The 16666-nt window shown below is 37.9% G+C and carries 20 protein-coding genes and 2 pseudogenes; 14 read left to right on the forward strand and 8 right to left on the reverse strand.

All coding sequences use genetic code 11. The features are described from left to right. Positions 1-300, forward strand: a pseudogene (locus tag DWW33_RS14945) (hypothetical protein); the annotation flags it as partial. 3 nt (positions 301-303) lie between these two features. Here the strand turns inward: DWW33_RS14945 and DWW33_RS14950 are convergent. The 6 genes from DWW33_RS14950 to DWW33_RS14975 form a co-directional block, all read right to left on the reverse strand. Next, complete coding sequence (locus tag DWW33_RS14950; RefSeq protein WP_118639797.1) at positions 304-2118, reverse strand: ABC transporter permease; 1815 nt, start codon at positions 2116-2118, stop codon at positions 304-306. Positions 2119-2132: 14 nt separating this feature from the next. Next, positions 2133-2798, reverse strand: coding sequence for an ABC transporter ATP-binding protein (locus DWW33_RS14955; protein ID WP_117825499.1), 666 nt, complete (start codon positions 2796-2798; stop codon positions 2133-2135). 151 nt (positions 2799-2949) lie between these two features. Continuing rightward, positions 2950-3981 (reverse strand): sensor histidine kinase, encoded by a 1032-nt coding sequence (locus DWW33_RS14960; protein WP_118004665.1) that lies wholly within the window; start codon positions 3979-3981, stop codon positions 2950-2952. Further along, complete coding sequence (locus DWW33_RS14965; RefSeq protein ID WP_199650792.1) at positions 3978-4667, reverse strand: response regulator transcription factor; 690 nt, start codon at positions 4665-4667, stop codon at positions 3978-3980. Before DWW33_RS14965 ends, DWW33_RS14960 begins: the two co-directional genes overlap by 4 nt. A gap of 208 nt (positions 4668-4875) precedes the next feature. Continuing rightward, complete coding sequence (locus tag DWW33_RS14970; RefSeq protein ID WP_243088687.1) at positions 4876-5013, reverse strand: helix-turn-helix transcriptional regulator; 138 nt, start codon at positions 5011-5013, stop codon at positions 4876-4878. Positions 5014-5153: 140 nt separating this feature from the next. Continuing rightward, positions 5154-5735, reverse strand: a complete 582-nt coding sequence (locus DWW33_RS14975) for a methyltransferase family protein (protein WP_117947622.1) — start codon at positions 5733-5735, stop codon at positions 5154-5156. A 300-nt stretch (positions 5736-6035) separates the two neighbouring features. Between DWW33_RS14975 and DWW33_RS14980 the strand changes: the two genes are divergently transcribed. The 11 genes and pseudogenes from DWW33_RS14980 to DWW33_RS15035 all read left to right on the forward strand — a co-directional run bounded on the left by DWW33_RS14980 (position 6036) and on the right by DWW33_RS15035 (position 12103). After that, positions 6036-6296 carry a type II toxin-antitoxin system Phd/YefM family antitoxin gene (locus DWW33_RS14980; protein ID WP_117699361.1) on the forward strand — a complete coding sequence of 87 codons (261 nt, stop codon included), beginning with the start codon at positions 6036-6038 and terminating at the stop codon, positions 6294-6296. Then, on the forward strand, positions 6286-6597 hold the full coding sequence (locus DWW33_RS14985) for a type II toxin-antitoxin system RelE/ParE family toxin (RefSeq protein WP_117699360.1): 312 nt from the start codon (positions 6286-6288) through the stop codon (positions 6595-6597). Before DWW33_RS14980 ends, DWW33_RS14985 begins: the two co-directional genes overlap by 11 nt. A gap of 448 nt (positions 6598-7045) precedes the next feature. Next, the gene (locus DWW33_RS14990) at positions 7046-7318 is read left to right on the forward strand and encodes a hypothetical protein (RefSeq protein ID WP_242986327.1); all 273 of its coding nucleotides are present in this window, start codon (positions 7046-7048) and stop codon (positions 7316-7318) included. A gap of 105 nt (positions 7319-7423) precedes the next feature. Next, positions 7424-8311, forward strand: a pseudogene (locus DWW33_RS14995) (type IV secretory system conjugative DNA transfer family protein); the annotation flags it as partial. A gap of 474 nt (positions 8312-8785) precedes the next feature. After that, positions 8786-9343 carry a hypothetical protein gene (locus tag DWW33_RS15000; protein WP_242988719.1) on the forward strand — a complete coding sequence of 186 codons (558 nt, stop codon included), beginning with the start codon at positions 8786-8788 and terminating at the stop codon, positions 9341-9343. 4 nt (positions 9344-9347) lie between these two features. After that, the gene (locus tag DWW33_RS15005) at positions 9348-9596 is read left to right on the forward strand and encodes a hypothetical protein (protein ID WP_117840915.1); all 249 of its coding nucleotides are present in this window, start codon (positions 9348-9350) and stop codon (positions 9594-9596) included. Beyond that, complete coding sequence (locus DWW33_RS15010; protein ID WP_242986320.1) at positions 9583-9804, forward strand: hypothetical protein; 222 nt, start codon at positions 9583-9585, stop codon at positions 9802-9804. Before DWW33_RS15005 ends, DWW33_RS15010 begins: the two co-directional genes overlap by 14 nt. A 250-nt stretch (positions 9805-10054) precedes the next feature. Next, entirely contained in the window at positions 10055-10369 is a 315-nt protein-coding gene (locus DWW33_RS15015; RefSeq protein WP_242986319.1) for an XRE family transcriptional regulator, read from the forward strand. 284 nt (positions 10370-10653) lie between these two features. Continuing rightward, complete coding sequence (locus DWW33_RS15025; RefSeq protein ID WP_005604353.1) at positions 10654-10893, forward strand: DUF6061 family protein; 240 nt, start codon at positions 10654-10656, stop codon at positions 10891-10893. A gap of 257 nt (positions 10894-11150) precedes the next feature. After that, a complete protein-coding gene (locus DWW33_RS15030; protein ID WP_005604351.1) occupies positions 11151-11420 on the forward strand; it encodes an autorepressor SdpR family transcription factor in 270 nt (89 codons plus the stop codon). Beyond that, a complete protein-coding gene (locus DWW33_RS15035) occupies positions 11417-12103 on the forward strand; it encodes an SdpI family protein (RefSeq protein ID WP_105309369.1) in 687 nt (228 codons plus the stop codon). Before DWW33_RS15030 ends, DWW33_RS15035 begins: the two co-directional genes overlap by 4 nt. A gap of 85 nt (positions 12104-12188) precedes the next feature. Here the strand turns inward: DWW33_RS15035 and DWW33_RS15040 are convergent, their stop codons facing one another. Next, on the reverse strand, positions 12189-13715 hold the full coding sequence (locus DWW33_RS15040) for a MobA/MobL family protein (RefSeq protein WP_105309368.1): 1527 nt from the start codon (positions 13713-13715) through the stop codon (positions 12189-12191). Between the two features lie 350 nt (positions 13716-14065). Then, positions 14066-14296, reverse strand: coding sequence for a helix-turn-helix domain-containing protein (locus DWW33_RS15045; RefSeq protein ID WP_005604346.1), 231 nt, complete (start codon positions 14294-14296; stop codon positions 14066-14068). A gap of 175 nt (positions 14297-14471) precedes the next feature. Between DWW33_RS15045 and DWW33_RS15050 the strand changes: the two genes are divergently transcribed. Continuing rightward, positions 14472-15092: a helix-turn-helix domain-containing protein gene (locus DWW33_RS15050; protein ID WP_005604344.1), complete on the forward strand. Its 621-nt coding sequence runs from the start codon at positions 14472-14474 to the stop codon at positions 15090-15092. Between the two features lie 84 nt (positions 15093-15176). Next, on the forward strand, positions 15177-16475 hold the full coding sequence (locus DWW33_RS15055) for a tyrosine-type recombinase/integrase (protein ID WP_012744117.1): 1299 nt from the start codon (positions 15177-15179) through the stop codon (positions 16473-16475). Positions 16476-16666 lie beyond the last annotated feature (191 nt).

A 16666-nucleotide genomic window follows, 5' to 3' on the forward strand; every position in this document is an offset into this window, starting at 1 on the left:
TGCCGAAAAGTACAGGCGCTTCAAAACAAGCGGGAATTTGACGAGAGGGCAAGAGAAAATAACTATGACCTGCTTTATAAAAATGAATGCCAGAACTGGCGCAACAAAATAAACCGGGTAAAAAATACCGCAGGCTTTCCGGCTGACCGTCTGGAAAAAATACAGGCTGCCTTTTCCGACTTTAAGAAAGAAGCATTGCAGAGAAAAAAGGCTGTAAAAACAGGAACAGCCAGCCCGAAAGAATTTACGGACTGGCTGTATCAGCAGAGTAATGTAATTGTGGAGCTGACGGATTATTAAAACTTAGCCTATCGTTCTAATGCGCTCTATAATTGAGTGCTGTTGCAAAGATTTCTTTTGATATACTGATACTACATGATAGACCATCACAACCGCAGCAAGGTATAAAAACACAAAAAGAACTGGGAAGTGATATTCAAAGTATGAAAGTCCGGGAATTTTTGATATTTGGGTACAAAGCAGCAATCCGATTGGTATGCCTAAAATGCAGCTTCCTATAAAACTTCCAACCAGATAGATGAAACTTTCCGACTGCTGTACTTTTCGCAACTGCAATTTTGTCATACCTGTAGCTTCCAGTAGTGCATAGTCGTGTCTTCTGGCAATTGCATTTGTAATGCTGGTATTCAGCATATTTATAAATGAAAACAGACTAATAAGCACCACCAAAACTGTAATGATGACTTTCGCATTATGGAAGTAATCTTCCAATGCCATAACATCATCAGCCAAAACAGACACATCAACTCTGTCGTCATCTATAAAAATTTCTTTGATTATCTCTGTTGCTACGTCTTTTCCGTTATCATCCAAACAAATATACCATGCAAGCGTACAATTCATTTCTGACAGTGATTTCATATTTTCACCACTTGTATAAATAACAAGCCCGGTATCGCTGTTTTCTACAAATCCGCTTACAACTAACGCCACATCTTTTTGACCATATCCTGTATCTATGATATACGGCAGATAATCTCCAACTTGAAGCTGCATATTCAGTTTCTGATAATAAGGAGACTGTCTATTGATAGCAACAGGAATTGCTCCATTCTGTAATTCATGACTTGGTTGCATACCCTCAACAATTTCATTTTTAAATGTTTCTGGATTTACAGCATTTTCAATGGACAGTTCAAATTTTTCCCCCTCGGAATTTGTCAGAATGCCGTCCAGCATATACAATTCATAAACATCTTTTACACCTGAAATGTTATACAATTTTTGCTTTTGTTCTTCTGTAAATGGTGTAGATTTCATTAAATCATAGGTGGATTCTTCATCAGCCGTTGAATTTAGTAGTACAAATACATCACTATTTCCCTGATAAGGTTGTGACGCAAGTCTTTCGGGATTTATCGCATTCAATATTGAAAAAACACCGAACATTAAAATCCCACTCATAATGAGAGATAAAAATGTATAGGCAGCTTTCTTTCTATTGGCTCTACAATACATCCACCCGATTCTTATAGGCGTAAGTTTACGCTTTGCCCCAACACTTCTAAAATAGTTTGTTGCCTGTGTATGTTGTGCTTCTATTGGTGATGTAGATGCAGCCATTTTCGCTGGTGCTTGAAAAGCCAAAGCTGTGATAATCCAAATAAATATGCCGGAGATTACCGCACATACAATGCTTGGTATCCAGTAAAAATGAAGTGGTAAAACTATGTTTACCAGAAAACCGATGACTGTTCCCAATACAATGCAAGGTTTTGCTATTTTGTCACGTTCTTTCTTGACCACTGATTTAATTTGCTGGTATGTTGCGCCGATTGCCCGTAATTGTGCAAATTCATGTACTCGTTGCAGTACAGATACATAAAGAATATTTTTGACAGCCAGCCCTGCCGTACAAAGAAGTACAATAACAATTCCTAAAACAGTTCCTACTGCTTCAGTTGTATTATTTACATGGGCGATCTGCTGCGTACTAAGCGTTGCGTTGCACAAAAGAATACCAGAAAAGCTCAACAGAAATGCCGCAATCAAGATGATAACTCTGATTAGAAATGTCCTATTCTTTTCAGAGAATACACTCTTTTCAGCAATCCTTTTCTCTATTCTCTCTGTATCATTTTCAAAAGGATAATTCATAATTCCCACCTCCTTTAACCTACAATTTTGCCATCCTCAATCCGCACAATGCGGTCTGCGAGCTGGGCAATCTCGTTATTGTGAGTAATCATTACAATGGTCTGATTAAATTCTCCGCTGGTACGTTTCAAAAGCCCTAACACATCTGCACTGGTCTTGCTGTCGAGATTTCCAGTCGGTTCGTCAGCAAGGACAATCGCCGGCTTTGTAATTAAAGCTCGTGCAATCGCTACACGCTGCTGTTGACCGCCTGAAAGATTGTTTGGCATATTTTCCAGCTTATCTTCTAAAGCCAGCATATACACAACTTCGTCCATAAATTTCTTATCTACGGTATCACCATCCAATTCCACAGGCAGGACGATGTTTTCATATACATTCAAAATCGGAACCAGATTGTAGTTTTGGAAAATAAACCCTATGTTACGACGGCGGAAAATTGTCAATTCATCATCATTTTTTTTCGCAAGTTCTTCCCCCCGTACAATCACGCTGCCGGAAGTGGGGGTATCAAGTCCTCCCATCATGTGGAGTAACGTAGACTTGCCGCTGCCGGAAGTTCCAACTACGGCAACAAATTCTCCCTGTTCCACAGTAAAATTTACACCATCAAGGGCACGAGTGATGTTTGGTTCTGTGCCATAATACTTCTTTAAGTCGATTGTTTGTAAAATGCTCATATTCAAATGCTCCTTTCAAGGCTTTCTACCTGTTGATGAAGTCATTGTAAACCACAAATGTTACACAAATGTCCGAGGTAGGAAAAATTTTTATCGAAAATCGAGATGAAATGTTACAATGCTCGGACATTTCAAAAAAAGTGGCTGTATCTTACCTGACAGGAAGCATAATAGAAAATTCTGAACCGTGTCCCGGCTCTGAAACGACTTTGATATAGCCGCCCTGCCTTGTCACAATCTCACGGGCTAAATACAAACCTATCCCCACGCCCTGTTGCTCATGTACTTCTTCCTCCCGGTAGAAACGCCGAAAGATGGATGCCTGATTGCTTTCAGAAATGCCCTTTCCGGTGTCGGTAACTTTGACCTCTACATACATTTCCCACAGAACCACCGATACAGAAATCTTTCCTCCCGGCGGTGTGTACTTTACCGCATTGTCCAGCAGATTGAAAAGGGCTTCGCTTGTCCACTTGCTGTCATGGGAGATTATCAAATTTTCCGGGCAATCCACGGATACAGCAATTTCTTTTTTCTCTGCGGCATATACAATACTGCTCATAGCTTGTGCAAGCGTATGGAATAAGCTGCTGTCTTTCTTTTCTAATCGTATTGCTCCGGTTTCTAACCGGGATGTTTTAACCAGTGCTTGGAACAGAAAATCCAGTTTATCAGTCTGACTGCGTATGCCTTGCAAAAAGTCCATCCGTTCTTCTTCTGAAACAGGCTTTGTTAAAAGTGTATCCGTTACCATTTGCAAATTGCTGACAGGCGTTTTGACTTGATGCGAAATATCAGAAATCAGCATTTGAAGCTCCTGTCGTTCCATGTCTACCTTGTGCCGGTTTTCCTGCATAATCTCATACAACCGGATTAAGCGGTGGTTGATACGGGCAAAAAGAGTTTCACTATCATTTGACTTTTGTAATTCCTCGTTTCCATCAATCATGTTGTCCAGCGTCCGGCACAAATTAGAAGTAAAATGAGAAAGGCGTTTTCCAAAAAACAGCACCAATAGCCAAATCCAGAAAAATGCACAGAGTGTCAATGTTCCACCTGCTATGAAAATTCGTATATCCTGCATTATACCGCCGAGAATACCGGTAATTACCAGCATAGAGAAAACCATGCCAGCACTAATCAGTCTACAAATTTTCTTAGCAGAAAGGTTATTCAGTTTCATTTCTTTTCGCCTCCTGTCCATTGATAACCCATACCGTAAACCGTTTTGATATATGTGTCGCCATCCGCTTCAATCTTACTGCGAATGCGGCTGATAGAAGTAGTAAGGGTATGTTCATCTACATATTTTTCATCAACGTCCCACAGCCTTTCCAAAAGTTGTTGGCGGGTAAGTACCTGCTTCGGATTTTTAAGAAATAGGTTCAGCATTTTATATTCCATCACAGAAAGCGCTAATGGTTTCCCGTTCAAACTTGCAAATTGTTCCGAAAAATCCAGAAACAGGCTACCATCCTCGTAAATATCCTTAGCTGGTTTGTGATGTTCCAACATAGCGAACATGGCTTTGATCTTTCGCTGCAAAGCACTAATCGAAAAAGGTTTCGTGATATAATCCACTGCACCAGCTTCATATCCTCGTATCTGATCGCTTTCCTGATCGTTGGCAGTTAGAAATATAACTACTGTATCAGGATGCTCTGGCTTGATAAGACGGCATAGGTCATAACCATTTCCGTCTGGTAAATTTATATCCAGCAATACCAAATCAAAAATGTTTGTTTTTAATGATTCAGCGGCTGTCCTTGCATTCAGAACAGAAGTTATTGTGTAACCGTCCAATTCCAAATTATAAGTAAGCGTTTTATTCAAAAGATTATCGTCTTCGACAATTAAAATCTGCTTCATATTGTCACTTCCTTTTCTTTTTGCAGATAGTATAACAGGCAAATGTCCGAGAATTGTTACAAGGACAAATATATTTTCCATTTTACAGCTTTTTTCTGTGTACTGCAATTTTATAAAAGAAAGGACAGCAGTGTCAAATTGCTGTCCTTACGGCTTATTATAGCTGGTAGTGTATAAGCGTGGGTTCATCATATTTGGTGTGGTATCTTTAACTATGGGAAACTCCTGTTTCCCATCTAGAAACCGTTCGGCCTGAAACTTTTATCTTTTCAGCAAGCTGTTCCTGTGTAATATTCTTTTCTTTCCTAAGCTCTTTTAAAAAACGTCCAATCTTTTTCTGATCCATACTGTTTCCTCCTTTCATTGACAGAGTAATATTATTCTACTAAACATAACACGACACAAAGCGAGAAAATGCCGTATTTACGCTATTGGACAAATCTGTCTAGTATTATTTATATTGGCTTTAGCCCCAAGAACTTCAAGTTATCTTTTTCTTCCTAAATATCGGCATACTTTTAATTTGTATTGCAGGTACTCATTTCCGAATGCTTCTATCAAAAAATCTTCCTCTACATTGACTATCTGCAAATGAAAAAATACCACTGCAAAACCTGTGGCAAAGCAAAGGAACCAATTAAAGAACGAAAACAATATTCCTATATACATTAAATCAAAACCCAAAAATGCAGGATTTCTGCTAATAGAATAGATGCCCGCTGTTACCAAAATGGTCCTTTCTTCTTTTTGCACACCTGCTCTCCAATTCTCCTTCATCTGTGTAACAGAAACAATAAAAGCAAGTACACCGAACATTGTTATTACAACTCCTGTAAATTGCAACACAATATGTGCTGTTCCCGAATAAAACACAATACTGATAATCTGTATTACAGGAAGCAAATATGTGATTATTTTAAGAGCCACTTCTATAAATTTGACAAATCCCTCTTTTCCTTTTCCTAATTGATCTGTCTTTATGCCTTGCTTTTTCTGACTAATCAGCTTTGCAAAATAGCAGATGTAGAACACTGCCATCAGTGAAATTGTAACAATTTTTATTATCATCGTGTACCTCCAAACTCCGATTTGTATAACAGTAGTCTAACACACGTTGTTAAAAAATACTACAGCCAAGCCAATGTCTGTAATTTGCCCTAAAATTTCATTTTATGGAATTTGGACTACTTGATTTTCTAATTGCATACGTAATTCGTGAAATGTATAATTATACTGTTGATACATCAGACACACAAATGTAAATAGGGACATAGAAATTAAAAATTAAAAATTTCACTTTACGTGATAATTAAATTGAAAAAAGACATAATTATGGTATAATTAGACCATGAATAGGAGGTGTACATTATGCCACAAATAATTCCAATTAAAGATTTGAAGAATACATCAGAGATATCTGATATGTGTCATAAAGCAGAGGAACCAATTTATATTACGAAAAATGGATATGGAGATATGGTAATTATGAGCATGGAGACTTATGAGTCAACCATGAGACAGATTGCTATGTACAGAGATATTGAAATATCTGAAAAGCAAATAGAGGAAGGACAGGTAAAGGATGCCAGAACTGCGCTTAGAGAAATGAGGGCGAAGTATGGCATATAAAATAAATGTTACTGAACATGCGAATGAACTGCTTGATAATCTTGTGTATCATTTAATTTATTGCTTAAGGAATGAACAGGCAGCAAAGCATCTGTTGGATAGTATAGATACTATCTGTGACAGGCTAGAGGTTAATCCATTTCAGTTCGCAGAGTGCAGAGATGCATATCTTGCTAAAAGAGGATATCGTGAGGCAGTTGTGTCACAGATGAATTATATTATCGTTTTTGATGTGAGAGCGGATGTTGTAAATGTAGTTGGTATTTTTCATCAGTTAGAGAATTATCAAAGTAAATTATAAAAAATGTGTTGTATTCATCCTACAAATTAAATTTAGTATAATAGAAATACTGCAAAGTAAAATTTAGTAATGGAAGATATTGCAACTAATAAAAATGACAGGTCTGTTAGTTCCGTATAAATAAAATTCAAGTCCCTATTTACATTTGTGTGTCTGATGTATCAACAGTATAATTATACATTTCACGAATTGCGTATGCAATTAGAAAATCAAGTATTCCAAATTCAAATACAATACCATAAGGCTTTCCAGATAATCTGGGAAGCCTTTTTATATTCATAGGGTGCATTTAAGGGTATGAATTTTGTTTATGCAAGGAGGTTCATGCCATGGCACTCACCAATGAAGAGCTACAGTATTTGATCGTAATGGTCCATATCTTGCTACCAAGAAGATTGGAAAAAATAATCCCAAAACTGAACAGATTGAGCAGGATAATAAACTGCGGATGGACTGGAATCGGGAGGTTGACAGAGCAATCATAAGTGATGTTCCTATGGATGAGATTTTACAGAAAAAAAGGGAACATATCACAGAACCGATAAAAAGGTCGATTGAACTGTATGGAAACAAACCACAACGATTAGCATTGATACTTAATATGGCGATTACGGAACTTGTACTACTGATATCGAAGGTGCTTGAAGCAGCCAGAACTATTCGGAATAAGATACTGCATACAGATGTTGAAAATGATATAATCATAACTTCTTTGGATTGAAATTGTAATATTTAACATAGTGCAGAGGGGCTGTAAAAAAGTCCCATTGTTACGAACATAATGCCGTATCCGGCATAACCTTAAATGCGACAGCATTTGTATAAGTCACGCATCATCATTCAGAACTTTGCCCAGTTAAAGGCACTTTTCAAAGATACCTGGGAGACAATTCCCGGCAACTGCGATACTTTCATTTATCTTGGAGGCAATGAGCAGAGTACACACAAGTATGTCTCGGAGCTTTTGTGCAAAGGGACGATTGATAAGAAGTCAAGCGGGGAGACAAAGGGCAGACAGGGAAGCTCTTCAAGAAACTATGATGTATTAGGAAGAGAACTGTTTACACCCGATGAGGTCAGAAAGCTGGATAACAAAAAGTGTATTATCTTTATCCGTGGTTTTGTTCCTATCATGGACAATAAGTTCATACCATTCAATCATCCGATGTTTAACCAGACAGCAGATGGCAAGGGAGAGCCTTATGTTCATCAGATAATGGGAGCAGATAATCTTATCGGTCCACCATTTGAGATTCTGTCAGATAAGGCAGTTAAGTATTATGAAAAACTGAAGGATAAGGGCGAGAATGTGTATATAGATTCTCTTACCTATGAGCAGTTTATGATGCTTGGTGATGCGGAATTAAGCAGAAGATTCTCAATGCAGGATGAAGCAGAGCAGAAGGCAAAGATTGACAGGGAGCAAGCAAATGAGCTTGAGTATGTCGATGAATCGCAGAAGTCTGATGCTGCAGAAAGTGCCAATGCGTCTAATGGAAGTACTGGAGCTAAGCCTGTAAGGAATCCTGAGAGGGAAAAGCCTAAGTGGGAGGATACCATCACAAACAGAATGCTACACTGGTCATATACACCGGAGCAGAAGGAAGAGGTGAAGAAAGCACTTGCTGCAGGAGTTCCGAAGGCAACGATTCTTACTTACTTTTATGCGGAGGTAACTGTGGAGAAGATGAGTTCATATCGGAATAAGCATTAAATGATATCGCATAGGCACAGGAATTATGTTATACTGTGTCTATGTAAATGAAAATGATGTTAAATTCGTTGATATTTTAGGTAAGTAAAGCGTACAACTAAATTTAAAGAATAAGTAGAATGAACACATTAATTGTTGTATAACGTTTTTATGCAATTAAGGGTTACAATTTCGATAGGAGATATTTATGAAAAAAATTATTTTTACTGTTTTTTCAATACTAATTATATTGACTACTATATTTTTTATTGCTATTGGAACAGTTCGTGATTCACGATACTATATATTGATTTTAGTTTATATTATTGTGTACAAAATTATTTTGTCATTTACAAATAGAAGCAAAAAAAAGTAAACAATATTTTTCAACATTAGAATTAAATTTTTTTGTATAATAATTATTATGGTTTTTATACAGAGAAATATATGAATAACTAAATGAATATATTATGCATGATGAGAGGTGAGAACAATTTGAAAGTTTACTATTTAGCGCTATCATTATTTTTAACGTTCTTCTTCGCACATCAGATAACGCATGTAATGTGCTTTGGCAGATATAGAGATAAAAAATGCAAAAAGAAAAAATTTTATTTTATCTATGGATTTTGGGTGGTATTTTTTGGAATATTGTGTACAATGATGGGTTCGGCATCAGGGGTGGATCATACATTTGATTATGGAATGAACTCCTTAGAATTGTATTTGGGCAAAAAAAATTATTTTGAGGGTAATGTTATTTATGCGGAAGATGACTATAAGCATAATGGTGATTTTATACTAGAGTATTATGTAAAAAATACAGAAGACATAGAAATAATATCAAAACAAATTGTGGAAGAAAATGTATTTATATTTAGAGATTACAATTTAAGTGATATAAATGTTGTATGGAAATCGGTTGATGATGAGCTTTATGTTTATGGAGGTGATGAACTTTATGCAACTATAGATGTGGAAAGAAAAGGCTTGCTAGTAAAATTAAGTTTTTATTGGAATCAAGAAAAACTGAATCAAAACATGGGAGGATAAAAGTATGGCAAAAACAAAGATTGTAAAATTTATGTGTTCAATTGTGCTTGCGGTCAGTCTGGTACTTTCTCAAAGTTATACCGCAATGGCTTCAGGTTCGTCCACAATAACTGAGCAACAGTTGGGAGTTCTATTTGATGGGATGGAAAGCATAGTAGTACAGTTGGAAGAGATGGGATTGACAGAAGAGGATATAAGTGATTTATTTGGTGTACTACCAAGAGAAGACTCTTTTTACCATGGAGAAGATTGATGAATTGCATCAGGAAATTGAACAGCTTAAAACAGAAATACCGCCAGAAGATAATTCTTCCAGTAAGTTTGAGACACAGTTAGAAAGTATCATCAATATGGAATCTTTTGACAGAGAGAAAATCCAGAAGGTAATCAAAAAAGTGATTATCAATGGAGAGGACAATATAGAGATTGTATGGAATACAGATGATCCATTTTTCAGGTAAGATGGATGTTTAAAGAGTGTGGAGTGCCGAGAAAATGTGGCACTCCTTTCTTATGCAGGCATAAATATTGCTTTCAATATACTGCAATAGCAGGTATAATGGAAAGTGATATTTGAGGGTACAAAAAAATTAAATTTTTTTTGGTCTAGGGTTGACACGAGCAGGTTTATCAGTTCCAGATTCGGATATGCTGATTACATTAGCAGATGAATTGGATACTTCTGTAAGTGTATTGCTTGGAGAAACTGTAATGGAGTCAATGACAGATGACCTAAAAGCAATCTCTGAAAAATTAGAGGTAATTAATTTACAGTTGGCAAAGAGAAACATGGTCAAAGTAAAAACGATCCGTTGGATATTTATCTCGCTATGTGCGTTTATAGTGCTTGTTTTTATTGCTCTTGCGATTATGAAAAGTTCTTATCTAGGGTGGGATTATAATAACCCGGAATTTGCAGTTGCAGGAACAATATTACATGGATTTGAATTTGTCTTTGTGAGATTAGCGCCATTTGCTTTCATTGCTTCTGTTATTGGAATCGTAATTACCTATAAGAAGCGATAAATTCAAGTTTTGATTTGACTTAATTCATAACATTTATTAACTGTTATATCTTATCCTCGTGAAGTCCGCAACCCCTTGAAAATGCTAAATTTGTAGCGAGTGAGTTTGCCCTTATGATTTCCCTTGTGTTATATCCTTTTCCCTCATGTTACGAATGCTCACAAGGGCAAAATCAAGGGAAAGAAAATCCAGTAACAAATTATAACATGAAATGAAAATGGCAGGAAGAACGGATTGAAATGCTTTCAAAACTTTTAGAAAATTAAGGAAAGGACAGATAAGATATGAGATTGATTTATGCAAGATATAATCCGCAATGTAATAGCATAGATGTAACCACGTTTGAAAATGTAGTGCTTAGAATTGATTGCAATAAGGCAGAGGAAGGATTGAGAACTACTCCCGGCTCCCAGTGTTCGTTGAATGCTTTGGCTATTGATAATCCATTAGAATATGCAAGATTATACTTGGATGGAGAAATGCAAGTATGGGTTGATGCAGAGGATCGTTTAGATACGTGGTGATTTTGCTAATATAATATCATGATAGAGGTCTAGTACTAAAAATTCCAGAAAAATATATAGAACGTACGGTTATTCCATAATAAGAGGCAGGAATCTTAAGTTTCTAGATGTTTGAATTTTGCCTTAAGGTAAATAGAGAGGACACATTGATTTTTCAGTGTATCCCCTCTATTTAAAATTATTTTTAAATAGTTCTTGCACAAAAACAAATAGCATGCTAAAATCTATTTAAAGAAAGTTTTAAATAGGTAAAAGATATGGGAGAAACTAACATTTTTAAAGTATTGGCAGATAGCCAGCGAAGAGACATTCTTATTATGTTGAGAAATGAACGATTAAATGCCGGAGAGATTGCTGAAAAATTACAGATTACACCGGCTGCTCTTTCTTATCATTTAAAATTACTTAAAAACGCAGACTTGATATCTGAATATAAAGAGAAAAACTTTGTTTATTATGAAATCAACACTACGGTTTTCGATGAATTAATTATATGGGTTAACCAGTTTGGAGGAAAAAAAGTATGAAAAAAATAATGTGGATAGTAGCAATGATACCAGTTGTAGTTACAAGTGTTGTACTACAGTTTATGCCTGATATTATACCTATGCATCATGACTTGGAGGGAAACACTGACAGATGGGGAAGTAAAACAGAAAGCTTTATTTTTCCGGTAATTATTTTGTTTATTACACTGTTTTGGCACTTGCTAATCTATGTGTTTGAGAAAAAATCAAAAAATGCAAATACAGAAAAGGAACAGATGGAAACAAAATCTTCTGCAAAGGTATTATGTGTTGTAGGAATTTCGCAAGCAATCATGTTCGGGATTATGCATTATTTTATTCTTTATTCTTCTTGGATACAGGCAAATGCAGGTGGTGAACATGCGGTTATTGACATTGCAAAAGTTTCATGTATTTTGTGTGGTATTATATTTATTGTATTAGGAAATTTTATGACAAAGGCAAAACGAAATGCAGTAGTGGGAGTTCGAACCGTTTGGAGTATGCACAATGATAATACATGGAGAAAGAGTAACCGCTTTGGTGCAATATGTATTATTATTACGGGGTTATTGACTATCATTACAACCGTATTTACAAGTGGGATGACTGGCACAATCTTTATGTTGATTTATTTATTATTAGCAACAATTGTAACTGTGGTATACTCAAAAAAGATATATGATAAGGAAATAAAAAAATAATTTGTATCTTTATGCGAGAGGGTGAAATTCCAGTCTTTTACGGAGAGATAACAAACGAAGGGAGGCAATTGCCTCCCTTCGTTTGTTATCTACTCCTTCCACGGTTTGGTGGAGAATATGGTCTTGTTAACTCTCGCTCCTTTATGTCCTGTTTCTTAGATATAAGCCTATCGTGTAGAGACTGCGGCTTTTCTCCATACCGTTGTTTCCAATTCTTAAGGCTGTCCTGATAATCCCCATAAGCTGTCTCTGACTTATGAAATGCTTTGTAGAAGGCTTCCGCATTCTGATACCCATATTCCTTTACGATATGGGATAATCGGGCTTTCATTCGGGAAATACGTTCCTCCAATCCGGCTATCTCTGTTGAAAGTTCGGAACGCCTTTTTGCTTTGAAGATACCTTTGCTGTCGGACAGTTCAATTTCAAGGTCACTTCGCTGTTTCTCGAGTGCAAAAATTGCTTTATTCTGTTCTTGCAGCTTTTGATAAATTTCGCATAAGTGCTTGTAAGAAACTGCTTCCGGTGATGGCTGTGGTCTTGGCGGTATGGCAGGCTTTGGTGTATCTGTCTGCTTTCTGCTTTCTTCCGGTACAGCTTTCTGCTCTTTGAAATCTGTGTTTTCCGGTCTTGCTTCAAGCTCTTTGGAAATTACTTTATCTGCAAGCTCCAGAGTTTTGAGAAATACTTTGGAGATTAACAGTTCTAATACTGCAATGGCAGTACCGATAATGGAAGATAACAGATTCGGTCTGTTTCCGTAAAGCCATACGGATTCCACAATCTTGTCCGTTATCCGTTCCTTTTTTATCTGCATGATTTCTGACTTGGAAACACCCGTTACAATCGCTCTGTCAACAGTCTGATTCCACAAGGTGCGTTTACTGTTGTCTGCCTCAATCTCGGTGGCTTTCGGATTGTTCTTACCAATCTTTTTGGTGGCAAGATACATACCGCCACGCTCAAAAACTTCTAACCGCTGGCTTTTATCCCACACATACTGATTGATAAGATTGGTATAATCCTGCTTGACGGTATCAAGGAAATTTTCAGCCTTGAAGTGTTTATCCTTAATGGAGAAAATCTGTCTTTCGTATACCTCACCTTTGTGAATCACCTTACATCTTTTACGGATATTTCCTTCTTCATCAAGTATCTCTTTCTTGGTGCGTACATGATTTCCCTTTTCGTCATAGAACATATTGCGGGTGGCAACCTTTTCTATGGGCTGTTCCAAGAGTGTACGCTCCGAAAAAATGAGATGGATGTGATAGTTGGTTTTCCGCTTATTGTGATGCAGGGCTGCGATACAGTCCGTTCCGTAAGTCTGTCTGAAATGGTCTGTAAATATCTGCAACAGTCTGTCTGGAGGATACTCCGTAAAAGATTCCGGCAGGGCTATGATCAATTCCCTTGCCTCAATACATTTCCCCTCCGTACCGCTTTTTTTAAATTCTGCCTGATTATATTTTGCAAGGTCAGTCCAAAAATTACGGTCTGTGGTTTCATATACCGCATACAGATTTTCCTGCTTCTTTGGGCTTGAAATATAATAAATTCTTCCCCGGACATTGTGGAGCTTCGTCATCTGAATAAATGAATTTCTTGGCATGTGCTTCCTCCTTTCCGTATCTGCCAAGTACGAAGCTGCAAGAAATGAGGATGGGAAACTTTCTAATGTGAAAGTGAGTAGGCTACATAGGTAGCCTGTCTACGAACATATCCGCCTGTCGGCGAAAGCTCCCAGCAGGGCGAAATACACAGAGTACAAATCGTAAGATTTGTGCGAGGGGTGTATTTCGCTCTCAAACGCCGAGGGCTTGTATAAAAAAGTTTCTTCCCCACTTCTTAAATTTCCGGTTGTATCTTAGAGGAAGCACATGGTATAATCTATTTGCGTGTAGGTATATCATGGCTTCGGTCAGATACATACCTTAGGGATGGTCTTAGGACTGTCCCTATTTAATTTGTCACATTTCTTGTGACAGCTCTGACATTTCCTTTGTCCCTTAAGTCCCTGCCTTCATTGGCGGTCATGAACTTTTCAAGCATATCCGTTTTGATAAGGACTTTCCGTCCTACCTTCAATACCGGAAGCTTTTTCCATTCTACCAGTTTCCGCAGGGTATTTCTGCCGATACCCGTATAGTCGGCAGCTTCCTCAATGGACAGTGCAATCTTCACTTCTGTCATTAAAACACCTCCTCTTGAATTGCATAATGCAATTTTGTGACTATGCCTACTATATAACTTTTATATCTTCTTGTCAAGCGTTACGAAATTTTAAAAGCAATTATTAACTTGCATATTGCAATGCTGCTTTTACTGTGTTATACTTTAGCCATACCGAAAAAGGAGGCGTATCAGAATGAAAGATAAAGAATTACGCAAGTTAATCGGTAGCAGGGCAAAACAACGCAGACTGGAATTAGGTGTCAACCAGCCTTATATAGCAGAAAAGATGGGAGTTACCGCTTCCACCATACAGCGGTATGAGGCAGGAACGATTGACAACACCAAGAAGCTTGTTCTGGATGGTCTGTCGGAAGCACTTCATGTATCAGTGGAGTGGCTGAAGGGCGAGACGGAAGAAATGACAAGTGATGTTACGGATAAAAGGGAATTACAGATTCGTGATACCATGACTTCCATTCTCTCCAAACTGCCTTATGATATGAAGGCAGACGAAGCGGATTTTTCCAAAGATTTACTGCTGCTGATGTTGAAGGAATACGAATTATTCGTTGATTCCTTTCAATATGCCTGTAAGAATTTTAAAGGGAATACGGAAGATGCCACAATTGCAAAAGTAATGGGGTTTGAATCCAATCAGGAATATAATGAGATTATGTTCCTTAGGGAAATCACCCATACGGTAAACGCACTGAACGACATGGGCGACATTGTAAGGCTCTATTCCAAGAATCCCGAAACGGCAGCCGTAAGGCTTGCAAATCTTCTTTCAGAGAAAGACTCCGAACCGGTATAGATTAGACAACCGGAGTTATGATATACTTACACGCAGAAAGCATTTCATCAGTTCCGATTGTCGATATCGAAAGGAGTAACGATTATGGCAAAAGGTTCTGTAAGAAAGAAAGGCAAGAAATGGTACTACCGCTTCTATGTGGAAGATGCAAGCGGTAATCTGGTGCAGAAGGAATTTGCAGGTACGGAAAACAAAAGCGAAACGGAAAAGCTGTTGAGGCAGGCAATGGAGGATTATGAAGCCAAGCGGTTTGTTGCAAAGGCTGAAAACATCACACTCGGAGAGTTGCTTGACCTGTGGGCTGAGGAAGAATTAAAGACAGGCACATTGAGTAATGGAACGGTTGGCAATTATCTTCAGACAATTGGGAGAATCAAACAACACCCTATCAGCAAAAGGAAACTGAAAACGGTGACTTCGGTACACCTGCAGGAGTTTATGGATTTGCTCTCATTTGGAGGCACTGTGGGAGATTTTATATCAAAAGGATATTCCATTGATTATGTAAGGTCATTTTCAGCAGTATTGCAACAGTCATTCCGGTTTGCGGTATTTCCGAAACAGTTTATTACCTTCAATCCAATGCAGTATGTGGTGATGAGGCATAAAAAGGAAGAAACGGATTTGTTTGCGGATGAAACAGCCACAGACAGAGACAAGGTTAAACCGCTTTCCTTTGAAATGTACCGGAAACTGATTGAACAGCTTGGAAAACGAAGTGGGGATGCGATTCTTCCGGTTCAGATAGCATACTTTACAGGTCTCAGACTTGGAGAGGTAGCAGGTCTGACATGGCAGGATATCAACCTTGAAGAACAGTATCTCACTGTACGCAGGAGCATCCGCTACAATGGTGCTACCCATAAGCACGAAATCGGTCCGACAAAGTGGAAAAAGATCAGGGTTGTTGACTTTGGCGATACCCTCGCAGATATTTTGAGGAATGCAAAAAAGGAACAGCACAAAAACCGTTTTCAGTATGGGGAACTCTACCAGCGGAATTTTTACAGAGAAGTAATGGAAAAGAATCGGGTGCATTACGAGTATTATCATTTGGGAATGACAGAGAATGTGCCGGAAGATTACACCGAAATCTTCTTTGTATGCTTAAGGGAGGATGGTTGTCTGGAACTTCCGGCAACCATAGAAACAGCCTGCCGGACAGCAGGAAGAAAAGTACCGGAGCTTGAAGGTTTCCATTTCCACACACTGAGGCATACCTACACGACAAACCTCTTATCCAACGGGGCTCAGCCTAAGGATGTGCAGGAACTGTTAGGACACTCAGACGTGAGTACCACCATGAATGTCTACGCCCATGCTACAAGGGAAGCAAAGCGGACTTCCGCAAGACTTCTTGATAAAGTGGCAGGCAACGATTAAACAACTGAATAATGAATTTTCCCTTGTAATTATCCCATAAGGGCAAAAACAAGGGAAAAGGATACATATATAGAATTTTCAATGGCGGGAAGCCTTGAAAATAGGGGAAAGTTAAGAGAGTTAATAGATAAATTCAAGTTGAACAAAATCGCTGCGCGATGGCCTGCCAAGGCTGTGGCGCAGCTTTCTTT

The sequence above is a fragment of the Roseburia sp. AF15-21 genome, assembly GCF_003479505.1.
GTDB classification, from domain to species: Bacteria; Bacillota; Clostridia; order Lachnospirales; family Lachnospiraceae; genus Roseburia_C; species Roseburia_C amylophila.